Raw genomic sequence first — 20,602 nt, forward strand, 5'->3', positions numbered from 1 at the left:
TATGCCCGATGTTGTTCTTCGCCGCCACGGGCATAACGCTTGCATCGGAGCGGAACAATAGTTGAAAATGAGAAGCATTAACCAACCACAAAGCAGGATTGTCTTCGTGAACTTAAGCACTCTGTGGCGTACCGCCGCGCTCCTCGCAGGTTTTAGCCTTTTGGGATTATCCTCAGCCCACGCCGCCGACTGGCCGCGACAAATTACCGACAGCCACGGCGTACATACGCTGGAACACAAACCCACTCGCATCGTCTCTACCAGTGTGACCCTCACCGGCTCATTGCTGGCCATTGACGCGCCGGTTATCGCCAGCGGCGCGACCACGCCCAATAACCGCGTTGCCGATGATCAGGGCTTCTTGCGCCAATGGGGCGAAGTGGCAAAGGCGCGTAAGCTCACCCGCCTGTACATCGGCGAGCCAAGCGCCGAAGCCGTCGCTGCGCAGATGCCGGATCTGATTTTGATTAGCGCCACCGGCGGTGACTCCGCGCTGGCGCTGTACGATCAGCTCTCCACCATTGCACCGACGCTTATCGTCAACTACGACGATAAAAGCTGGCAGGCGCTGCTCACCCAACTCGGACAAATGACCGGACAGGAAAAACAGGCTGCCGCACGTATTGCCGAATTCGATAAGCAACTGGCGACAGTGAAGCAGCAGATTAAATTGCCGCCGCAGCCGGTCAGCGCGCTGGTTTACACTGCCGCCGCGCACAGCGCCAATCTGTGGACCAGTGAGTCCGCGCAGGGACAGTTTCTTCAGCAGCTTGGCTTTGCCCAAGCCGAGTTACCTGCTGGCCTGCATGCCAGTCAAAGCCAGGGGAAACGTCACGACATCATCCAACTTGGCGGCGAAAATCTGGCAACCGGCTTAAACGGCGAGAGCCTGTTCCTGTTTGCCGGTGACCAAAAAGACGTTGATGCCATTTACGCGAACCCGCTGTTGGCGCATCTTCCTGCGGTGAAAAACAAGCATGTCTACGCGCTAGGCACCGAGACATTCCGTCTGGATTACTACAGCGCTACCCGCGTATTAACGCGCCTGTCGGCGCTGTTTGGCTAAGCGCATCGATTGCCGGATGGCGCATGCGCTTATCCGGCCTACCGATCGCGCTATTTATGTAGGCCGGGTAAGGCGAAGTCGCCACCCGGCATTACGCCGACTCTGGGATCTCGCGGCGGAACCGACGCAGTTCACCCAGCACCAACAGCAAAATCCCGCCGACAATCGCCAATCCCCAACCGCTGACGCTGGCTGACGCCACCGGCGTTAACATCACCCCTAGCCCGCCCAACAGCGCCGCGCCAATGGCATCGCCGGTCACGTTCTGCGCGGTCCATAAACCGTTAATGCGCCCCAGCATCGCCTCTGGCGTCTGAGTTTGGATCAAGGTGTACTGCAACAGTGAACTGATAGCGCTAAGCCAGCCGAACAGCGCCAGACACACCATTCCCAGCGCCCAGTGCGGCATCACCGCAAACAGCCCAATGGCCACAAACCCGCCGACGGTCGCCAGCAGCATGATCCAGCCCGGACGTTCGTTCTGCGCCAAGCGCCCGCTGGTCAACGCACCTAAAGCGGCCCCCAGCGGGATAGCTGCATACAGCAGCCCAATTTGCGACGCCGACATTTGCCAACCCTGTGCCAGCGCCGGGTAGAGCACACGCACGGCGCTGGCCATAGTGACCAGCGCACCGAGCAGCGCAATACCGCCAATCAGCGGGCTACTCAGTAGGAAACGAAAACCGGCGACCAATGAAGTTAACGGGTGTTCACGGGGCTGCGGTGGTGGCGGCAACTGCGGTAAGCGCAGCAGCGTCAGGGTGGTAATAAACGTCCCCAGCGCGGCCAGCAGGTAGTTCCACGAGACGCCACCGGAGGCTAGCAATAGACCGCCGACCATCGGCGAAATCACCGAGCCCAGACGCACCGTCAGCATGGTGATGGCACCTGCCTGCATCAGGTTTTCGCGACCGACCAGCGCAGGCGTTGCCGCCAACAGCGCGGTCACCCCTAACGAGGCAAAGAAGCCGTCCCAGAGTCCAAGCAAATAGATAGCCACCAGCGACGGTTCCGGCAGCAGCGCATTGAGCCACAGGCCGATAAAGCCCACTCCACAGGTGCCGCGCGCCAACAAAATCAGCTTACGGCGCTCGTAGCGGTCGGCCAGCACACCGCCCACCATCAGGCCCACAAACATTGCCCCGCCGGTCAACGTCACCGCCAGACCGACCTGCCAGGTAGAATGGGTCATCATCTGGATCTGCACCGGAACGGCAACGCCCAGTAGGCCAAGGGAAAGAATAGATATGAAACGGGCAATAAAGACGGCGCGGAAGGCCGGATGCGTTTTTAGCAGGCTCAGATTTAGCAGCCAGGATTGTCGGTTCATTACAAGACCTTGAGCATTTTTTTCGTATACACGTCATCCTTCAAGCTGCCTCTGCGTTGGCTGCGTTCGCTCATCCCAGTCACGTAGTAATACACGCTCTAGGGGATTCACTCTCTTACCGCCTTGATGCAGTTTGAATGATTTTGTTTATACCCTTTATGAGGGCGCTCATGCTAACATAAACGAATAAGATAGATAACGATAATCACTATCATTATCACATCAGGGATGTCACCATGTCGTTTTCCACCCCCGTGCTGCGTGCCTTTGCGCTGCCCGGTTTACTGATACTGCTGTTTCTCGCCGTCACACTCAGTTTATTAATCGGCGCCAAACCGTTACCTCTCTCCGTCGTCGTTGATGCGCTAAGCGGCAGTTGTCGCAGCGTTGACTGCACTATCGTGCTCGATGCCCGTCTGCCCCGAACCTTAGCCGGTCTACTCGCTGGCGGCGCGCTCGGTCTTGCCGGGGCGCTGATGCAAACCCTCACTCGCAACCCGCTTGCCGACCCCGGCATTCTCGGCGTTAACGCCGGAGCCAGTTTTGCTATCGTGCTTGGCGCTGCGCTGCTTGGTATTTCGTCGCCGCAGGAACAGCTGGCAATGGCCTTTTGCGGCGCATTAATTGCCTCACTTATCGTGGCTTTCACCGGCAGTCAGGGCGGCGGTCAGTTAAGCCCTGTGCGCTTAACGCTGGCGGGTGTTGCGCTCGCTGCGGTGCTCGAAGGCTTCTCCAACGGCATCGCCCTGCTCAACCCAGATGTATACGATCAGCTGCGTTTCTGGCAGGCCGGTTCGCTGGATATTCGCACTCTGCAAACCTTAAAAACGGTGCTTATTCCGGTGCTTATCGCCGGAGCCGTGGCGCTGATGATGAGCCGTTCGCTCAATAGCCTGAGCCTAGGCGCCGATACCGCCACCGCGCTGGGCAGCAAAGTGGCGCGCACGCAGATTACCGGACTGCTGGTAATCACCATTTTATGCGCCAGCGCCACCTCGGTGGTGGGGCCGATTGCCTTTATCGGCCTAATGATGCCGCATATTTCCCGCTGGCTGGTCGGTGCCGACCATCGCTGGTCGCTGCCGGTTACGCTGCTGGCCACGCCGTCGTTGTTGCTGTTTGCCGATATTATTGGCCGTCTGCTGGTGCCCGGAGAGCTGCGCGTCTCGGTGGTGAGCGCCTTTATTGGCGCACCGGTGCTGATTGTGCTTGTTCGTCGCCAAGCGCGCGGAGGTGGCCGATGAACTCACCTTCTCGCCGTCTGCTCGCCACCTGTCTGCTGCTTGTCGCCGCTTGTCTGCTGCTCACGCTGATGAGCTTACGCAGCGGTGCGGTTACGCTGCCATTCGCGCAAGTTTATGCGGCTCTGGTTGGCGATGCGCCCCGCGCCATCACCATGGTTGTCACCGAATGGCGCTTACCGCGCGTCATGATGGCGCTGCTTATCGGCGCTGCGCTTGGCGTTAGCGGCGCTATTTTTCAGTCGCTAATGCGCAACCCGCTCGGTAGCCCGGACGTGATGGGCTTCAACACCGGTGCCTGGAGCGGCGTGCTGGTGGCGATGGTCTTCTTCGGCCAGAATCTCACCACCATTACGCTGGCGGCGATGGCGGGCGGAATTGTGACCTCGCTAGTGGTATGGGCGCTGGCGTGGCGCAACGGCATCGACACCTTCCGGCTGATTATTATCGGTATCGGTATCCGTGCGATGCTGATGGCCTTCAACACTTGGCTGCTGCTGAAGGCGTCGCTGGAAACGGCGGTATCCGCCGGGCTGTGGTTCTCCGGGTCGCTTAACGGTTTAACTTGGGCGAAAATCTGGCCTGCCGCACCGCTGATGGTCATTGCACTAGGCTGTTCGGCGCTGCTGGTACGCCGCCTGCGCCTGCTGGAAATGGGCGACGACAGCGCCTGCGCGCTGGGGGTGCGGGTAGAATCTTCCCGCCTGCTGCTGATGCTGCTTGCCGTGGTGTTAACCGCTGCCGCCACCGCCCTCGCCGGGCCAATTTCGTTTATCGCGTTGGTTGCCCCACATATCGCCCATCGCCTTAGCGGCACCGCCCGCTGGGGTCTGACCCAGGCCGCGCTGTGCGGCGCGGTGCTGCTGGCTGCCGCCGATTTCTGCGCCCAGCAGCTGTTCTTGCCTTACCAACTTCCGGTGGGCGTGGTTACCGTCAGCCTTGGCGGTATCTACCTCATCGTGTTGCTTATTCAGGAGTCTCGCAAAAAATGACCGACACCGTAGCCCGTTTGCGCGGCGACCAGTTAACCCTCGCCTACGGTAAAAAAACGATTGCCGAGTCGCTGAACGTCACCATTCCGGATGGCCATTTCACCGCCATTATCGGCCCCAACGGCTGCGGTAAATCGACGCTGCTGCGCACGCTCAGCCGCCTGATGATGCCGACGCAAGGACACGTTTATCTCGACGGTGAAGAGATCCAACGTTATGCCAGCAAAGAAGTGGCGCGGCGTATTGGTTTGCTGGCGCAAAACGCCACCACGCCGGGCGATATTTCAGTGCAGGAGCTGGTTGCGCGCGGACGCTACCCGCACCAGCCGCTGTTTAGCCGCTGGCGTCAGGAAGATGAAGATGCAGTGCAGAACGCGATGCTAGCCACTGGGATTGTGGATCTGGCAAGCCAGAGCGTGGATACCCTCTCCGGCGGTCAGCGCCAACGAGCGTGGATTGCGATGGTGCTGGCGCAGGATACCTCAATTATGCTGCTCGACGAACCGACTACGTGGTTGGATATCAGCCATCAGATAGATCTGCTGGAACTGTTGAGCGAGCTAAACCGTGAGCGAGGCTTTACGCTAGCCGCCGTCCTGCATGACTTAAATCAGGCCTGCCGCTATGCGACTCACTTGATTGCTCTGCGGGAGGGGAAAATCGTGGCGCAAGGGGCGCCGAAAGAGATTGTGACGCCAGAGCTCATTGAAGCGGTGTACGGGCTGCGCTGCATGATAATCGACGACCCGGTGGCGCATACGCCGCTGGTGGTACCGCTTGGACGACGCTGAGGTATTCCCCTCACCCTAGCCCTCTCCCCACAGGGGCGAGGGGACCGATCGGCGTGGTGATGAAGGGCTGCGCGGGTTTTCTCCCCCTCCCTTCTAGGAAGAGGGCCGGAGCGAGGACAACCGCGCGCATTCCTCTTTACCCCAAGATCTCCCGGATCACCGGCCCAATCGCGCCAAATGCCGCTGGCGTGATGATATCGACGTGCGCGCAATCTTGGCTGTAAACCTCCAATTCGCCAACCCACGGTCCCCACGCCACCTGCGGGTCTGCCTGACGGGTTTTCTCGGCAACAAACAACGTCGCCTTGCCGTCAAACTTCGCGCTGTGCGCAGTGGTCAGCAGACGCACCGCGTCGGCATAGTTTCCTTCAATCGCCGTAAACAACTCGCTGGATGCCTGTCCCTGCTGGGCTGCGAGGAACGCCTCACGCTCACGGTCAATTTCGGCTAATACCGCCGGATCGAGACCGTTGGCCTCTTTTTCCGCCCAATTTTGCGTTTCTGGCGGCCAGGTATCCAGCAGCCCTAAGAAGGCCACCGTTTCCCCATGCTGGCGTAAACGGGCAGCAATCCCCTGCGCCAACGTGCCGCCAAGCGAATAGCCGAGCAGGTAATATGGCCCGTGCGGCTGCTGTGCGCGCAATGTCTCCAGATGCTGTTCGCACACCTCGTCCAACGTAGCGGCGGTTTGCATCGGCCCCTGCGGACGCGGAGACTGAATGCCGGTTATCGACCAGCGTGGCGACAGATAGCGCGACAATACGCTGAACTGCCAAGCAAAACCGGATGCGGGATGGAAGCAAAACAGCGTCGGCCCGCTGCCGGTGCGCAGCGGCAGCAGCGACTCATAGCCCAGACGCTGTGCACGTTCATCGTCGTTAGCATCCAGCAACGCGCTGAGCTTGCCGACAGTGGATGACACCATCACCTGCCCCGGCGTCACTTGACGACCAGCGCTCCGGCTCAGCATCGCCGCTAAACGCATCGCCAGCAGCGAGTGACCGCCCAGCGCAAAGAAGTCGGCGTCAATATCGGTGATATCGCAACCCAGTAGCTCACTGAACGCGGCAGCCACCTGAATTTCCACGTCCGTTGTGGGTGCACGGCCCGCTGTTTTCTGCGTCAGGGATGGCAATGGTAATGCTTTACGGTCGAGCTTGCCGTTGGCGCTGAGCGGCAGCGCGCTGAGCTGTAAAAGCACCACCGGCACCATGTGTGGCGGCAGACGTTCGCGCAGCTGCGCCAACAGCGTTTCCGTCTCCAGAGGTAGCCCCGATGCCGACACCACGTAGCCCACCAGTTGGCGCGCATCGCCGCCGGTCGCCGCCGCTTGGTTAATCACGCAAGCATGAGTCACCGCTTGCTCCACGTCCGGCAGGGTTTGCATCACGCGGTCGATTTCGCCCAGCTCAATGCGCTGGCCGCGAATTTTGAGTTGGTCATCGCTGCGGCCTAAATATTCCACCGCACCGTTATCCAGCCAGCGCGCGACGTCACCGGTACGATACATCCGCGCGCCTGGCGCAAACGGGTCGGCAATAAAGCGGCTGGCCGTCAAATCCGGACGTCCCAGATAACCTTGTGCGAGCTGAATGCCGGTGAGATAGAGGTCGCCCGCCACGCCAAACGGCACCGGACGCATCATCGCATCCAGAATGCGCAGCCCGGTGTTCCACACCGGGAAGCCAATCGGCACACTGTTGCCGGTCACCGCCGCCAGTGCCTCGCCATAGGCGGGATACCAGCTCACGTCGACCGCAGCCTCGGTCGGCCCGTACAGGTTATGCAGAGGGACGTGGGTGAGCTGTTCCCATTCGCGGCACAGCGCCGCGGGCAGCGCTTCACCGCTACAGAACACCTGTTTTAGCGACCGGCAGCAATCCGCGGCTTCCGGGCTCAGTGAGGCGACAAATGCCGCCAGCATTGATGGCACAAAATGGGTCGTGGTCACGTTGTATTCAGCAAAGAAGCGCTGCATCGCCAGCGGGTCACGATGCGCCTCCGGCTCTGCCATCACAAGGCTTGCGCCAGTGATAAACGGCCACCAAAACTCCCACACCGACACATCAAAGCTGCACGGCGTTTTTTGCGCGACCACATCTTCGGCGGTGAGCGGATAGCTATCCTGCATCCACAGTAGACGGTTGACGATAGCCTCATGACCCACCATCACCCCTTTCGGGCGACCGGTGGAGCCAGAGGTGAAAATGATGTAGGCCGTCTGCTGCGGCGTCGCGAGATCCAGCGGCTGGTCGCCCTCTGCCGGTAACGGCGCATTCAGGCACAGACTGGCGATGTTCGGGAAGCGATGCAACTGGTCATCGGCGGTAATCAGCAGCGAAGGCCGCGCATCTTCCAGCATCATCTGTAAACGGTCGTCAGGATAGCCGGTATCCAGCGGCAGCCAGGCGGCCCCGGCTTCAACAATGGCGTGGAGCGACAGCGTTAAAAACACCGAACGCGGCAGCGCAACGGCAACGCTATCGCCGGGTTTGACCCCGCGTTGACGCAGCACGTTTGCCAGCGCAATCACCTGCTGGCGCATTTCACGGTAGGTAAAGCGATAGTGCTTATCAACCAGCGCCACGGCGTCCGGCGTTTTCAGCGCTTGCGCCGCCACTAACGAACTTAAAGTTGCCTGTGGCAAGGTTCTACCGGTGGCGTTGATCTGCGCCAGACGTTGATATTCGTCGCTAGAGAGCAGTTCGGCATCGGCACAACAAAGTGCGGGATTATCGGCGAATTGCCGTAAAAGCGCGGACAACCGGTCGATATGTTGCTGTAACGTCGCTTTATCATAACGCTGCTGGTTAGCCAAAATTTCCAGCGACAGCCCGCCGTCTTCCTGCGGGAACAGCGCCAGTTCCAGATCGTTTACCGGCCCGGTTGCCAGCGTATGGGTGGTAAAGCGCACGTCGTCAAAGCCCAGACGATAATCAAACATTTTCACATTGAATACCGGGCCGAACAGCGCTTCATCACCCGCGGCTTTTCCGGCATCACGGACGATTTGCTCGGCGTCATAACGCTGGTGACGGCGCATTTTTTTAAGCTGTCCCGAGAGCCGTGTCGCCAGCGCTGCCAGCGTCTCTTGGCCGTTCAGCGTCACCGCCAGCGGCAGCACGTTTAACACCGGCCCGGTGGCAGTCAGCGCGCACGATCCCATGCGACGCATAAAGATAAATCCAGCGGCGTAATCGCTGCGTCCGCATAGTCGTCCTAGCCACAGCGCGCTCAATGCCAGCGCCAAATCGGCGGGCTGACACTGCGGTGCTGCAGCGCAAAGGCGAGAGAATGCTCGAGCATCGGCGGTGAGTTTTAGCCGCCAGATAGCGGTACTTTCAGCCCGTGCCGGTAGCGGCAAGGGTGACAACGAGGCCGGGGATGGCAACGCTTTACGTTGTTCGGCCCAGAAGGCTTTGTCCCGCAGGCAGGCTTCGCTTTCGCGATAACGCTGATATTCCTGAACCACCTCGGCAAACGGCGTAAATGCCGATTCCGGGGTAGCTTCACCGCGTCGCCAAGCTTGATAAATCAGGCTTATCTGGCGGGTAATTGCCGGGAAGCTAAAGCCATCAACCAGCAGGTGATGATAACGCTGATACCAGAACCAGCGGTTGTCGTCGATGCGGAAAAGCTGATGACAGAACAGTGGGTTACCGCTGTCTACGCGGCTGTTTTGCGCTAAGTCGGCCTGCATCTGTGTCAGCGCCGCCTGCTGCGGGTCGGCGTGGTGACGTAAATCATAACGCGGTGGTTCGGCAATCACAGCGCTTTCGTCCACCCACTGCCAGACATCACCGTTATCCTCGGCAAAACGCATTCGCAGCGTGTCGGCCTGCATCATGCCTGCAGCGATAGCCCGTGCCAGCAGGTCGCCGTCAATATCACCATTGAGTTCAACATAGTGCGCCACGCTCCAAGCGTTAGGCAGTGTTGACAGGGCTTCTGCCATCCAGATCCCCGGCTGTGCGGCGGTAAGCGGTAAACGTGCGCTCATGCCATCTCTCCTGGGCTCGCAAAATGGTTAGGTACGAGGGTGTTCCAGTTGGCCGACAGCCAGGCGTTGCACGCAACAAGCGGTTGCGGCTCACAGACTATCGTCCAGCCAGCCGGCAGCGTGCACTGCTGCGGCCAGAGACTGAATTGCTGTTGCGGATTTTGCAGAAGATAAAACTGCCCTTGCACCATATCGAAGGGGTTACTGACTTGCATACCAAACTCCTGTCGTTAATCGCAATGCTGGTCAGTTAAGGGCGCTGGGGAGCGGTAGGCCGGATAAGGCGTTTACGCCGTCATCCGGCAATCGGTGCCGGATGGCGCTTCGCTTATCCGGCCTACCGTGTGAATTCCCTTATCTGAGCGGCATTGGTCGTTAATCGCGCTTTTCGGTCTGGGTGTCCCAGAGCGTCATCAGCCCGGCGGTCAACCCGCCTCGCCAGCAAAGCGCATCATGTCCGCCGTCAACCTGACGCCAGAAAACGGGCTGCTGCATGTGCTGTAGTTGTGCTAAAAGCGCCTGATTGGCGCGAAAAATAATCGGCTCCCGGATGCCGGCTTCCAGCACGATCTTAAGCCCCTTCGGATTGAGTTCGCCGCGCTGGAGCTGCTCTTGAATCTCACCTATTTGCCGCCCACCGCGGTGCGGCCACCAGTACGATCCCGATTGGCTCAGCACGCAGCCAAAGCGTTCCGGCCAGTGCAGCCCGGCGTACATTGCCGACAGGCCGCCAAAACTCTGCCCTGCCACCACCGTACGATCGGCACGATCGCTAAACGGCGCCATCGCCTGCACTTGCGGCAACAGCTCGTGCTGTATCGCCTGCCAAAAATCCGGGTTACAGGGCAGCTCCTGGCTGCGATGGGTGTTGTCGATAACGTCAATCAGCAGGTAGACCGCCGGTGGGAGCTTTTGCGTATTGGTCAGGGCGGCTAAGGCAGGCCAAACCGGCATGCTTTCGGCCCAGAACTGGCCATCAAGCAGTATTGCCAGCGGCCGGTCATGGTCGATTGACTCGCCGGTGGTGAATACCCATACCCGACGCTGATTCCCCAGTCGTTCGCTACGCCAGGTGAGGCACTGCGGTTCAGGCCAGCTGCTGGCCGCCGTTGACCAGCCCGGTTGTTCTGGGGCAAGAGGCAGCTCAAATGCCGAAACGGCATGCCCACGCCCGCCCCGCCAGCTTTGCGCATTCAAGGGATCGGCAATCGCTTTGGGCAGCAGCTTGCGCCAGCCCTCACGCAACAGCATACGGTCTGGTTCGCCGGCGGCGAAAATATCAGGGGAAAAGTCGTCTTCGCGCATCGAGGGAACGAAGCAGTAGCTACCGCGCCAAGTCGACGGCAGCAGGGTCGTCCAACACCAAGCATCAGTGTGAGGAATACGTTGGAGCGTTTGCGGGACGCTGTTGTGATGATGGTCGGTGACGCCGGTAATGTAAATCCAGACCCGTTTTACCGGCGATGTGGTTTCGTTTCCAGCCGGATCTCGCCACCAGAAAGTGACCTGAAAATCATCACTAACCTGTTCATATTGCGGACCTTTTACCGTCGCCCACCATGCGTCACTTCCTGTCACTAACTTCCCCACCACGTTAACCCCATGTTTATTGTGGAATTTCTTGTTACATCTAAAAATTTATTGATAATATTATTGATAACTATTTGCATTTGCAATAGCGTATTGGCGCGCTACTTTCTCATGCTTTACGCATATAACCACGTCGTAGCTTCCCTTTTGGGAACGGATACAAACAGCATACGGCGACGAAAAGCAGGACTTACAATGAATAATAAATTCAAATCCCTGGCCTTACTGGTCAACTTAGGGATTTATGGCATAGCAACATCCGCTTTTGCTGCTGAGACTACCAGCGACAAAGCCACTGACGGGGAAACCATGGTCGTTACCGCCGCCGAGCAGAACCTGCAGGCACCGGGCGTTTCGACTATCACCGCCGATGAAATTCGCAAACGCCCACCGGCACGCGACGTTTCAGAAATCATTCGTACCATGCCGGGCGTTAACCTAACCGGTAACTCCACCAGCGGCCAGCGCGGTAACAACCGCCAGATCGATATTCGCGGTATGGGCCCGGAAAACACCCTGATTCTGATCGACGGCAAGCCGGTAACCAGCCGCAACTCCGTCCGTCAGGGCTGGCGTGGTGAGCGTGATACCCGCGGTGACACCGGCTGGGTGCCGCCGGAAATGATTGAACGTATTGAAGTTCTGCGTGGCCCTGCGGCTGCCCGTTATGGTAACGGTGCGGCGGGCGGCGTGGTCAACATCATCACCAAAAAAGGTGGCGATGAGTGGCACGGTTCGTGGAATACCTACATGAACGCGCCGGAGCACAAAGAAGAAGGCTCCACCAAGCGTACCAATTTTAGCTTGAACGGCCCGCTGGGCGGAGATTTCAGCTTCCGTCTGTATGGCAACCTTGATAAAACCCAGGCCGATGCGTGGGATATTAACCAGGGTCATCAGTCCGACCGTACCGGAGCTTACTCCGACACCATGCCTGCTGGGCGTGAAGGCGTTGAGAACAAAGATATCAACGGTCAGGTCCGCTGGGACTTCGCGCCGATGCAATCGTTGGAATTCGAAGCTGGCTACAGCCGTCAGGGCAACCTGTATGCTGGTGATACCCAGAACACCAACAACGATAACAAAACCAATGGTCTGGTGAAAAAATACTACGGTAAAGAAACTAACCGTATGTACCGCCAGAACTACGCGCTGACGTGGAACGGCGGTTGGGACAACGGCATCACCACCAGCAACTGGGCGCAGTACGAACACACCCGCAACTCGCGGTTGGGCGAAGGTCTGGCCGGTGGTCTGGAAGGGTTGTTCAACAGCAATCAGTTCAGCGATACCGACCTCGATGACGTGATGCTGCACAGCGAAATCAGCATTCCGTTCGATCTGCTGGTTAACCAGAACCTGACGCTGGGCACCGAGTGGAACCAGCAGCGCATGAAGGACTCTAGCTCGAATACCCAAACCTTCCTCGGCGGCAATATTCCAGGTTTCAACAGCACCGATCGCAGCCCTTATTCTCAGGCAGAAATTTTCTCGCTGTTCGCTGAGAACAACATGGAGCTCACCGATAGCACCATGCTGACACCAGCGCTGCGCTTTGATCACCACAGCATCGTTGGCGATAACTGGAGCCCATCACTGAACCTGTCACAGGGGCTTGGCGATGACTTCACGCTGAAAATGGGTATCGCGCGGGCTTACAAGGCACCAAGCCTGTACCAGACCAACCCGAACTACATCCTGTACAGCAAAGGCCAGGGCTGCTACGCCACCGGCGCCGCAACCGGCATTGGTTGCTACATGTTGGGTAACGACGACCTGAAAGCCGAAACCAGTATCAATAAAGAGATTGGTCTGGAATTCAAACGTGAAGGCTGGCTGGCAGGCGTAACCTGGTTCCGCAACGATTACCGCAACAAGATTGAAGCAGGCACCACGCCGCTGAGCCGCACCTCGATCAAAAACGGCACGAAGACGACCTATACCGATATCTACCAGTGGGAAAACATCCCTAAAGCAGTGGTTGAAGGTCTGGAAGGAACGTTGAACATTCCGGTAAGCGAAACCGTTAACTGGACCAACAACATCACCTACATGCTGCAGAGCAAAAACAAAGAGACCGGCGAGCGCCTGTCGATTATTCCTGAATACACGCTGAACTCCACGCTGAGCTGGCAGGTACGTCAGGACGTTTCTCTGCAATCCACCTTCACTTGGTACGGCAAGCAAGAGCCGAAGAAATACGATTACCAAGGCAAACCGGTTACCGGCACGTCAGCAACGGTTGCTAGCCCGTATAGCATCCTCGGCCTGAGCGCGACGTGGGACGTGAACAAAAACCTCAGCCTGACCGGCGGCGTGGATAACGTCTTCGATAAACGCCTGTGGCGCGAAGGTAATGCCCAGACGGTAAGCGATACCAAAACCGGTGCGTATATGGCGGGCGCTGGCGCGTACACCTATAACGAACCAGGCCGTACTTGGTACATGAGCGTTAACACTCACTTCTGATAACCTATCCCCTCTCCCGCCCGGGAGAGGGTTTTTCAGGAGCCGCATGCTGACCCATCACACGACTTTCAACGCCATTGAGCGCATCGATTTTGCGCCTGACACTTTCACCCCGAGCGATTTGTTGTGGCTGCCGCATCATGCGCAGCTGGCCCATTGCGGAAAAAAGCGACAGACCGAACATCTGGCCGGACGCATTGCCGCCGTTCACGCGCTGCGGGCTTTTGGTGAAAAAAACGTGCCCGGTATCGGCGAGAACCGGCAACCACTGTGGCCCAACGGGCTATTTGGCAGCATCAGTCATTGTGGGCATACGGCGGTTGCGATGGTGTCGTCAACGCCGGTCGGTATCGATATTGAAGCAATCTTCCCGCTGCCGCTGGCACAAACATTAGGTCACCAGGTCGCAACGGAGGATGAACTGTCTTTACTTCACGCCGGCCCTTTGCCTTTCCCACTGGCGCTAACTCTGGCCTTCTCGGCCAAAGAGAGCCTCTATAAAGCCTTAAGCGGACCCCATCCTACGCTGGGACACTTTCACGACGCATCGGTTGTCCACTTGAACGACCACACAATGACGCTGGCAATCCCGGTTCTCTCACGCACAGTGAGTTTGCGCTGGTTTGCTCTCGAGCCGCAAAAGGTCCTCACGATCTACCATCAGGCATAAATATGACCAGTAATCGGAAATACCGAGCCAACAACCAGACTTAAACTGATTGCCGGAATAAAAAATTAATAAATGCGGACTTAATCAGTTTTATTCGCCATAAAAATAGTGTTTCCCTCGGCCATTCCCCCTATTATTCCTAAGAAACATTCATACAAACAATGAAACAATTGTTTTGAATTAAGGAATAGTATGAGCACGCAAACACGGACACGGAATGAAGTGAGCGAAAGCCGCCTGATGAGCGGCTTCCTGAATGCCATCGAAAAAGCGGGTAACCGCCTGCCCGAACCGGCGCTGATCTTTTTCTACTTTTTACTGGCGGTAATGGGGCTGTCGGCGGTGTTGTCGATGATGACCTTTGACGTCATCAACCCGATGACCCAAGAAGCCGTCAAAGTTAACAACCTGCTTTCCGCCGAAGCGTTAACCAATACGCTGGCGAATATGGTCACCACCTTCACCAGTTTTGCCCCGCTTGGGATCGTGCTGGTGGCGATGCTGGGTGTGGGCGTGGCTGAAAGCTCCGGCTTTATTAACGTAGCGCTGAAAAAAATGCTGCGCGTGACGCCGAAAAAACTGCTGACACCAATGCTAATTTTTGTCGCCATGTTCAGCCACGTGGCCGCTGATGCGGGCTACGTGCTGGTTATCCCACTGGGTGCGATTATCTTTATGTCGGCCGGACGCCATCCGCTGGTGGGGATTGCCGCCGCGTTCTCCGGTGTTTCCGGTGGGTTCGCCGCCAACATGGTGCCAACCGGTAACGATGCGCTGCTGCAAGGTTTTACCCAAGCCGCCGCCCAGTTGCTGGACAGCAGCTATACCGTCAATACTCTGTGTAATCTGTTCTTCGGCATTGTTTCTTCTATCGTTATCACGCTGGTTGGCTGGTGGGTGACCGAGCGCATCGTCGAGCCACGCGTCAGCAAAATGACCATCGACGGCGACTTTAAGCACGATGAAGATATGTCAAACGTCACCCCGCAAGAAAGCCGCGCCTTTAACCGCGCTTCGCTGGTGATGCTGCTGGGCCTGGTGGCGTTAGCGGCAGCGGCGTGGCCGGAAAGCTCCATGCTGCGTGGCACTGACGGTTCGCTGACTTCCTACAGCGCGCCGATCATGAAATCCATCGTGCCGCTGATTTTCCTGATCTTTATTCTGCCAGGCATCGTCTTCGGCTTCGTGTCCGGCACCTTTAAAAGCGGGAAAGACGTAATTGGCTCAATGAATGATTCCATGAGCAAGATGGGGTCGTACATGGTAATGGCCTTCTTCTGCGCCATGTTTATCAAAGCGTTTAGCGATTCGAACATCGGTACTCTGTTTGCCCTGATGGGCGCAGACGGCCTGAAAGCGCTGGAGCTGCCGGGTCAGGCCACCATTATCGGCATGATCGTTCTGACGGCGGTAGTGAACCTGCTGATTGGCTCCGCATCCGCAAAATGGGCGCTGCTGTCACCGATTATGGTGCCAATGCTGATGGCAGTTGGCATCTCGCCAGAGCTCACCCAGGCAGCGTTCCGTATCGGTGACTCCTGCACCAATATCATCACCCCGCTGATGGTCTTCTTCCCGCTGATCGTTATCTACTGCCAGCGTTACGTGAAGGGCGCGGGCGTGGGAACGCTGGTGTCAATGATGATGCCGTATTCCATTGCTTTCTTCGTGGCGTGGAGCATTCTGCTGCTGGTGTGGTGGGGTATCGGGATGCCGCTGGGCGTCGCGGCTCCGTATACTTGGAGCGCGGGTTAAGTCTCGGGTATTAAACTGCCCCCTCACCCTAACCCTCTCCCCAAAGGGGAGAGGGAACCGTGCGGAGTGGTGATTGAGAATCTAGCTGAATCCGGACATTGCCGGGGTTATTTGGCTAAATGGGCGAATTTGCCTAATACATTGTGCAAAATCGCCAATCCTTGCTGCACCTGTTCGGCGCTAATGGTGCACGGTGGCACCACGTGAATGCGGTTTTCCACCACAAAACTCAGCAGACCGGCTTCGGTTAGCGAACCTTTAATCTCCGCCATATCACCCGCCGCCAGCGGCGTTTTCTTCGTCCGATCGCTGACTAATTCTAATGCCTGGAAGACCCCGCGCCCGCGCACTTCGCCCACTAACGGCGATGCAGATGCCAACGCTTCCAGCCCCTGACGCAGCACGCCGTTGCCGATGGTCGCCGCATTCTCCACAATGCCCTCGTCCTTCATGGTGTCGAGAGTGGCAATAATCGCCGCCATCGCCAACGGGTGACCGGAGTAGGTCAATCCACCGGCAAAGAAGTGATCGTCAAAATAGTGAGCGATCTTGTCGCTGATGATCACCCCGCCCGCAGGAACGTAACCAGCGTTGACGCCTTTGGCAAAGGTAATCAGATCCGGCACGATCCCATCTTGTTCGAAAGCAAACCAGCTGCCGGTGCGGCCAAAGCCCGCCATCACTTCATCGAGAATCAGCACAATGCCAAACTCGTCCGCCAGCGCCCGTACGCCTTTCATATAGCCTTCCGGCGGCACCAGAATCCCGGCGGTTCCCGGTATCGACTCCAGCAGAATTGCCGCAATTGAGGCCGGGCCTTCACACTCAATCATCCGCCGCAGGTGAGCCAGTGCGCGGCTGCACTCTTCTTGTTCACTGGTGGCATTAAACTCGCTGCGATAAAGGTACGGGTTAAAGAAATGCACATGGCCACGGGAATATTCATTCGGCACGCGGCGCCAGTCGCCGGTGGCGGCAATGGCGCTGCCGGTGTTGCCGTGATAGGAGCGATAGGCCGATAGCACTTTATCGCGACCGGTATACAGTCGCGCCATGCGAATGGCGTTCTCGTTGGCATCAGCCCCGGCGTTGGTGAAGAACACCTTGCTGAACCCCTCCGGCGAGAGATCGATAATCCGTTTTGCCGCTTCGCCACGCGCTAGGTTTGCCGTCGCAGGTGCAATGGTGACCAGCGATTCCAGCTGTGCTTTCATCGCTGCCAGAACGCGGGGATGCTGATACCCCAAATTGACGTTCACCAACTGACTACTGAAATCCAGATACGTTTTGCCGTCGTAATCCCAAAGCTCACAACCTTTCGCGCCTGCAATCACCAGTGGGTTAAGGTTGCCCTGCGCCGTCCAGGAATGAAAAACATACTCGCGGTCCAGCTGGCGTACCGCTTTATTGTTCAACTCTGTCATCGTCGTTCCTCGCATACCGTTGGCTGTGACTCATCATGTCGTCGGCGAAAAAGAAAGTGATAGAGCCAGTGTAGACGCACGGCTGTGACAACGGTGTCACAACGCCACGCTCAGACTGTCCCTCGGCAAGTTGCTCCATGGTTTTTATAGTGGTCTAAACAACTGGCACAGGAGAGCACAATGCAAAATCGTAAAGTGGTGTTTATTACCGGAGCAACTTCCGGCTTTGGGGAAGCGGCGGCGCATGTCTTTGCCCACGCGGGCTGGGCGCTGGTATTGGGCGGTCGTCGGCTATCGCGTCTTCAGGCTTTACAGGCCGAACTAGCATCATTGGTGCCGGTCCATGTGATTGAGTTGGACGTCCGGGACAGCGACGCGGTGCAGGCCGCCGTCACTGCCCTGCCCGCTGAGTTTGCCGATGTCACTGCGCTTATCAACAATGCAGGGCTGGCGCTGGCACCGCAGCCGGCGCAGAAGGTCGATTTGACCGACTGGCACACCATGATTGATACCAACGTCACCGGGCTGGTTAACGTCACCCACGCCCTGCTGCCGACGCTGATTGCTCACGGTGCAGGCGCCAGCATTATTAATATCGGTTCGATTGCCGGGCAGTGGCCGTATCCGGGAAGCCATGTGTATGGTGCCAGCAAGGCGTTTGTGCAGCAGTTTAGCTATAACTTACGCTGCGACCTGCTGGGCACCGGCGTGCGCGTGACCGACCTCGCGCCGGGGATTGCCGAAACCGAGTTTACGCTGGTGCGCACCAAGGGAGATCTTGCAGCGTCCGATGCGCTTTATCGCGGCACGACGCCGCTGTCGGCGCGGGATATCGCCGAGCAGATGTTTTACATTGCCAGTTTACCGGACCATATGAATATTAACCGCGTCGAGGTGATGCCGGTGCGTCAGGCGTGGCAGCCGTTTGCGATTGATAGGGATTGAGTGTGGAGAAGGTCCCTCACCCTAGCCCTCTCCCCAAAGGGGCGAAGGGATCGTTCGGTGTCGTTGGTAGAGAACGGCGCAGTTTTTCCCCCTCACCCTAGCCCTCTCCCCACAGGGGCGAGGGGACCGTTTAGGGTCGTTGGTAAAGAATGGTGCTGATTTTCTCCCTCTCCCTTCTAGGGAGAGGGTCGGGGTGAGGGTATTGCGCGCACAATCCCCTAACGACTGCTCTGCAAAAACTGCCTCACCCTCTCCGACTTCGGCTGCGTAAAGAACATCTCCGGCGGCGCTTTCTCAATCAAAATCCCTTTCTCCAAAAACACCACTTCGTTTGATACCTGACGAGCAAACTCCATCTCATGGGTGACCACCACCATGGTATAGCCCTCCGCCGCCAGCGATTTCATCACGCTCAGCACTTCATTTACGCGCTCAGGATCGAGCGCCGACGTCGGTTCATCAAACAACAGTACCTCCGGAGACATCGCCAGCGAGCGGGCGATTGCCACCCGCTGTTTCTGCCCGCCGGAGAGGGTTATCGGATAGGCGTCAGCCTTATTGTCCATTCCCACTTTCGTGAGCTGCTGATGGGCCATCTCCCGCGCCTCATCGCGCTTCATGCCCTTCACGTGCAGCAGCGCCTCCATCACGTTTTGTGCAACAGTCAGGTGCGGCCACAGGTTGAAGCTCTGGAAAACCATACCCACGCGCTCGCGGATTTTGGACAAATCACGATGCGACATCGCTTTACCAGACCGGTCGTCCACGCCAATACGCTGACCGCCGATATGAATCTCGCCCCGGTCGGGCTGTTCCAGCCAATTCATACAGCGCAGCAGCGTCGATTTCCCCGACCCCGAGGAGCCCAGAATGCTGACCACCGTCCCCTTCTCCACCGTCAAATTAATATCTCGTAGCACCTCGACATTATCGAACTGCTTGGAGACATTTTTGACACTCACGGCCGTGATATTAGACATGGCTCATTCCTCTTTTGGCGCTATAAACAGTCAACCGCTTCACCAGCAGCTCAAGCAAAATGCTGATAGCCCAATACAGCGCAATGGCGACAATAAAGGCGTTAAACGGAATGAAATAGGTCGCCTGCACGCTGTTCGCGGCGGCGGTGATTTCCTGCACGGTGATGATGCTCAGAAACGCGGTATCCTTCAGACAAATAATCAACTGATTGCCTAACAGAGGCAGCGCGGAGGAGAAAATATTCGGTAGGACAATGCGGCGAAAAATCATGTAGCGGGAAAAGCCCTGCACCACCGCAGCCTCAATATAGCCGTGGGAAAATACCCGACGCTGGCTACGTAAAATCTCAAAGAAATAAGCGCCATGATAAATAATCAGCGCCAGTAAACCGGCGGTCCAGGCATCAAGGCTAATGCCCAGCTCCGGTAGGCCGTAATACAGTAAATAGGCCAGAATCAGAAACGGCACCGCGCGCATCAGATTCACGAAGCCCATAATCACATTATTCAAGACGCGTTTTTGGTATTCGGTGAAATAACACAGCAGTGTGCCTATCAATAGCCCACAGACGGCGGCGATAATAAATAGCTGCAAGGTCGCCAGCAGTCCGGCGATAAAGTTGTCGTGCTCAGCCCAGATAATTGCCCATTGATTCATCGTTCCTCCCGGGACTTAGCGCGCCAGTCGTTTTGCTTTACGTTCCGCCATGCTTTGCAGCTTCAGCAGCAGACCAATAATCACCACATACAGCAGCCCAGCGGCCAGGATGGGGGAAAGCGGTTCGTAGGTGACGGAGGAGATTCGGTTGGTGACGCGGGTGAGATCCACCACGCCAATAACCGCAATTGCCGGGCTGCCTTTGATTAAGAAAGACATCTCGTTCACCAGCGCCGGTAAGCTCTCCAGCCACATTTGTGGCAGCATGATGTAGCGAAAATAGGGCCAGCGGCGCATCCCCACCGACTCCGCGGCTTCGCGCTGCTCACGCGGAAAAGTACGAAAGGCGTTGCGCCAGATTTCGGCGTTAAAAGCGGAGGTGTTGAGCGTCAGCGCAACAATCGCCGCCAGGGTTTTATCGAGGTTAATGCCAACCGTCGGCAGCGATAAAAATAGAAACAGCACCAGCGTCACCAGCGGCGTGGCGCGGGCAAGGCTGATATAGACCACCAAAATCTGGTCGATAATGGGGATTTTCATCATCCGGACAAAGGCGATAATCAGCCCGATAACCACGCCGAAGGCGATGGCGATTGCCGAGATCCACAGGGTTGTCCATGCGCCTTCAAACAGTAACTGCCATGCGATTGAGTCCATGTGGCCCTCCTCGTTTCAAACGGGCGGCGGTTTC

The 20,602-nt window shown here is 57.5% G+C and carries 16 protein-coding genes; 8 read left to right on the forward strand and 8 right to left on the reverse strand.

Features of this window, described 5'->3' with window-relative positions:
• The first annotated feature begins 106 nt into the window (after positions 1 to 106).
• Positions 107 to 1,066, forward strand: a complete 960-nt coding sequence (fepB, locus tag AB4K05_RS05025; protein WP_368478898.1) for a Fe2+-enterobactin ABC transporter substrate-binding protein — start codon at positions 107 to 109, stop codon at positions 1,064 to 1,066.
• Between the two features lie 91 nt (positions 1,067 to 1,157).
• On the opposite strand, the gene entS is transcribed toward fepB, so the two are convergent.
• Positions 1,158 to 2,396 (reverse strand): enterobactin transporter EntS, encoded by a 1,239-nt coding sequence (entS, locus tag AB4K05_RS05030; RefSeq protein WP_368478899.1) that lies wholly within the window; start codon positions 2,394 to 2,396, stop codon positions 1,158 to 1,160.
• A gap of 236 nt (positions 2,397 to 2,632) precedes the next feature.
• Here entS and fepD point away from each other — a divergent pair, with 236 nt between their 5' ends.
• Genes fepD through fepC form a run of 3 tightly spaced genes read left to right on the forward strand, consistent with a single transcriptional unit; the run spans position 2,633 to position 5,420 of the window.
• Complete coding sequence (gene fepD / locus AB4K05_RS05035; protein WP_368478900.1) at positions 2,633 to 3,640, forward strand: Fe(3+)-siderophore ABC transporter permease; 1,008 nt, start codon at positions 2,633 to 2,635, stop codon at positions 3,638 to 3,640.
• Entirely contained in the window at positions 3,637 to 4,629 is a 993-nt protein-coding gene (gene fepG, locus AB4K05_RS05040) for an iron-enterobactin ABC transporter permease (protein WP_368478901.1), read from the forward strand. Before fepD ends, fepG begins: the two co-directional genes overlap by 4 nt.
• Complete coding sequence (fepC, locus tag AB4K05_RS05045; RefSeq protein ID WP_368478902.1) at positions 4,626 to 5,420, forward strand: iron-enterobactin ABC transporter ATP-binding protein; 795 nt, start codon at positions 4,626 to 4,628, stop codon at positions 5,418 to 5,420. The genes fepG and fepC overlap by 4 nt, the downstream gene beginning before the upstream one ends.
• 136 nt (positions 5,421 to 5,556) lie before the next feature.
• Here the strand turns inward: fepC and entF are convergent, their stop codons facing one another.
• From entF to fes, 3 genes are all read right to left on the reverse strand, one after another.
• Positions 5,557 to 9,420 carry an enterobactin non-ribosomal peptide synthetase EntF gene (gene entF / locus AB4K05_RS05050; RefSeq protein ID WP_368478903.1) on the reverse strand — a complete coding sequence of 1,288 codons (3,864 nt, stop codon included), beginning with the start codon at positions 9,418 to 9,420 and terminating at the stop codon, positions 5,557 to 5,559.
• Positions 9,417 to 9,635 carry an MbtH family protein gene (locus tag AB4K05_RS05055; RefSeq protein WP_368478904.1) on the reverse strand — a complete coding sequence of 73 codons (219 nt, stop codon included), beginning with the start codon at positions 9,633 to 9,635 and terminating at the stop codon, positions 9,417 to 9,419. Before AB4K05_RS05055 ends, entF begins: the two co-directional genes overlap by 4 nt.
• Before the next feature lie 160 nt (positions 9,636 to 9,795).
• The gene (gene fes, locus AB4K05_RS05060; RefSeq protein ID WP_368478905.1) at positions 9,796 to 10,998 is read right to left on the reverse strand and encodes an enterochelin esterase; all 1,203 of its coding nucleotides are present in this window, start codon (positions 10,996 to 10,998) and stop codon (positions 9,796 to 9,798) included.
• Between the two features lie 207 nt (positions 10,999 to 11,205).
• Between fes and AB4K05_RS05065 the strand changes: the two genes are divergently transcribed.
• The 3 genes from AB4K05_RS05065 to AB4K05_RS05075 all read left to right on the forward strand — a co-directional run bounded on the left by AB4K05_RS05065 (position 11,206) and on the right by AB4K05_RS05075 (position 15,904).
• Complete coding sequence (locus AB4K05_RS05065; protein ID WP_368478906.1) at positions 11,206 to 13,479, forward strand: TonB-dependent siderophore receptor; 2,274 nt, start codon at positions 11,206 to 11,208, stop codon at positions 13,477 to 13,479.
• A gap of 46 nt (positions 13,480 to 13,525) precedes the next feature.
• Positions 13,526 to 14,149 carry an enterobactin synthase subunit EntD gene (gene entD / locus AB4K05_RS05070; RefSeq protein WP_368478907.1) on the forward strand — a complete coding sequence of 208 codons (624 nt, stop codon included), beginning with the start codon at positions 13,526 to 13,528 and terminating at the stop codon, positions 14,147 to 14,149.
• 192 nt (positions 14,150 to 14,341) lie between these two features.
• Positions 14,342 to 15,904, forward strand: coding sequence for an AbgT family transporter (locus tag AB4K05_RS05075; RefSeq protein ID WP_368478908.1), 1,563 nt, complete (start codon positions 14,342 to 14,344; stop codon positions 15,902 to 15,904).
• A 107-nt stretch (positions 15,905 to 16,011) separates the two neighbouring features.
• Here the strand turns inward: AB4K05_RS05075 and AB4K05_RS05080 are convergent, their stop codons facing one another.
• On the reverse strand, positions 16,012 to 17,343 hold the full coding sequence (locus AB4K05_RS05080; protein WP_368478909.1) for an aspartate aminotransferase family protein: 1,332 nt from the start codon (positions 17,341 to 17,343) through the stop codon (positions 16,012 to 16,014).
• Positions 17,344 to 17,508: 165 nt separating this feature from the next.
• Here AB4K05_RS05080 and AB4K05_RS05085 point away from each other — a divergent pair, with 165 nt between their 5' ends.
• The gene (locus AB4K05_RS05085; RefSeq protein WP_368478910.1) at positions 17,509 to 18,273 is read left to right on the forward strand and encodes an SDR family NAD(P)-dependent oxidoreductase; all 765 of its coding nucleotides are present in this window, start codon (positions 17,509 to 17,511) and stop codon (positions 18,271 to 18,273) included.
• 218 nt (positions 18,274 to 18,491) lie between these two features.
• Here AB4K05_RS05085 and AB4K05_RS05090 read toward each other — a convergent pair whose 3' ends face one another.
• From AB4K05_RS05090 to AB4K05_RS05100, 3 genes are read right to left on the reverse strand one after another with little or no spacing between them, the layout of a single operon-like run.
• Positions 18,492 to 19,253: an amino acid ABC transporter ATP-binding protein gene (locus AB4K05_RS05090; RefSeq protein ID WP_368478911.1), complete on the reverse strand. Its 762-nt coding sequence runs from the start codon at positions 19,251 to 19,253 to the stop codon at positions 18,492 to 18,494.
• Complete coding sequence (locus AB4K05_RS05095; RefSeq protein WP_368478912.1) at positions 19,246 to 19,911, reverse strand: amino acid ABC transporter permease; 666 nt, start codon at positions 19,909 to 19,911, stop codon at positions 19,246 to 19,248. Before AB4K05_RS05095 ends, AB4K05_RS05090 begins: the two co-directional genes overlap by 8 nt.
• 15 nt (positions 19,912 to 19,926) lie before the next feature.
• Positions 19,927 to 20,568, reverse strand: coding sequence for an amino acid ABC transporter permease (locus AB4K05_RS05100; RefSeq protein WP_368478913.1), 642 nt, complete (start codon positions 20,566 to 20,568; stop codon positions 19,927 to 19,929).
• Positions 20,569 to 20,602 lie beyond the last annotated feature (34 nt).

This window comes from Kluyvera sp. STS39-E (assembly GCF_040932435.1).
GTDB lineage: Bacteria > Pseudomonadota > Gammaproteobacteria > Enterobacterales > Enterobacteriaceae > Kluyvera.

What these genes read in the sequence shown, in the direction of transcription:
- entS (WP_368478899.1), bottom strand. Translation starts at nt 2,396, where the DNA reads ATGAACCGACAATCCTGGCTGCTAAATCTGAGCCTGCTAAAAACGCAT.
- fepD (WP_368478900.1), top strand. Translation starts at nt 2,633, where the DNA reads ATGTCGTTTTCCACCCCCGTGCTGCGTGCCTTTGCGCTGCCCGGTTTA.
- fepG (WP_368478901.1), top strand. Translation starts at nt 3,637, where the DNA reads ATGAACTCACCTTCTCGCCGTCTGCTCGCCACCTGTCTGCTGCTTGTC.
- fepC (WP_368478902.1), top strand. Translation starts at nt 4,626, where the DNA reads ATGACCGACACCGTAGCCCGTTTGCGCGGCGACCAGTTAACCCTCGCC.
- entF (WP_368478903.1), bottom strand. Translation starts at nt 9,420, where the DNA reads ATGAGCGCACGTTTACCGCTTACCGCCGCACAGCCGGGGATCTGGATG.
- AB4K05_RS05055 (WP_368478904.1), bottom strand. Translation starts at nt 9,635, where the DNA reads ATGCAAGTCAGTAACCCCTTCGATATGGTGCAAGGGCAGTTTTATCTT.
- AB4K05_RS05065 (WP_368478906.1), top strand. Translation starts at nt 11,206, where the DNA reads ATGAATAATAAATTCAAATCCCTGGCCTTACTGGTCAACTTAGGGATT.
- entD (WP_368478907.1), top strand. Translation starts at nt 13,526, where the DNA reads ATGCTGACCCATCACACGACTTTCAACGCCATTGAGCGCATCGATTTT.
- AB4K05_RS05075 (WP_368478908.1), top strand. Translation starts at nt 14,342, where the DNA reads ATGAGCACGCAAACACGGACACGGAATGAAGTGAGCGAAAGCCGCCTG.
- AB4K05_RS05080 (WP_368478909.1), bottom strand. Translation starts at nt 17,343, where the DNA reads ATGCGAGGAACGACGATGACAGAGTTGAACAATAAAGCGGTACGCCAG.
- AB4K05_RS05085 (WP_368478910.1), top strand. Translation starts at nt 17,509, where the DNA reads ATGCAAAATCGTAAAGTGGTGTTTATTACCGGAGCAACTTCCGGCTTT.
- AB4K05_RS05090 (WP_368478911.1), bottom strand. Translation starts at nt 19,253, where the DNA reads ATGTCTAATATCACGGCCGTGAGTGTCAAAAATGTCTCCAAGCAGTTC.
- AB4K05_RS05095 (WP_368478912.1), bottom strand. Translation starts at nt 19,911, where the DNA reads ATGAATCAATGGGCAATTATCTGGGCTGAGCACGACAACTTTATCGCC.
- AB4K05_RS05100 (WP_368478913.1), bottom strand. Translation starts at nt 20,568, where the DNA reads ATGGACTCAATCGCATGGCAGTTACTGTTTGAAGGCGCATGGACAACC.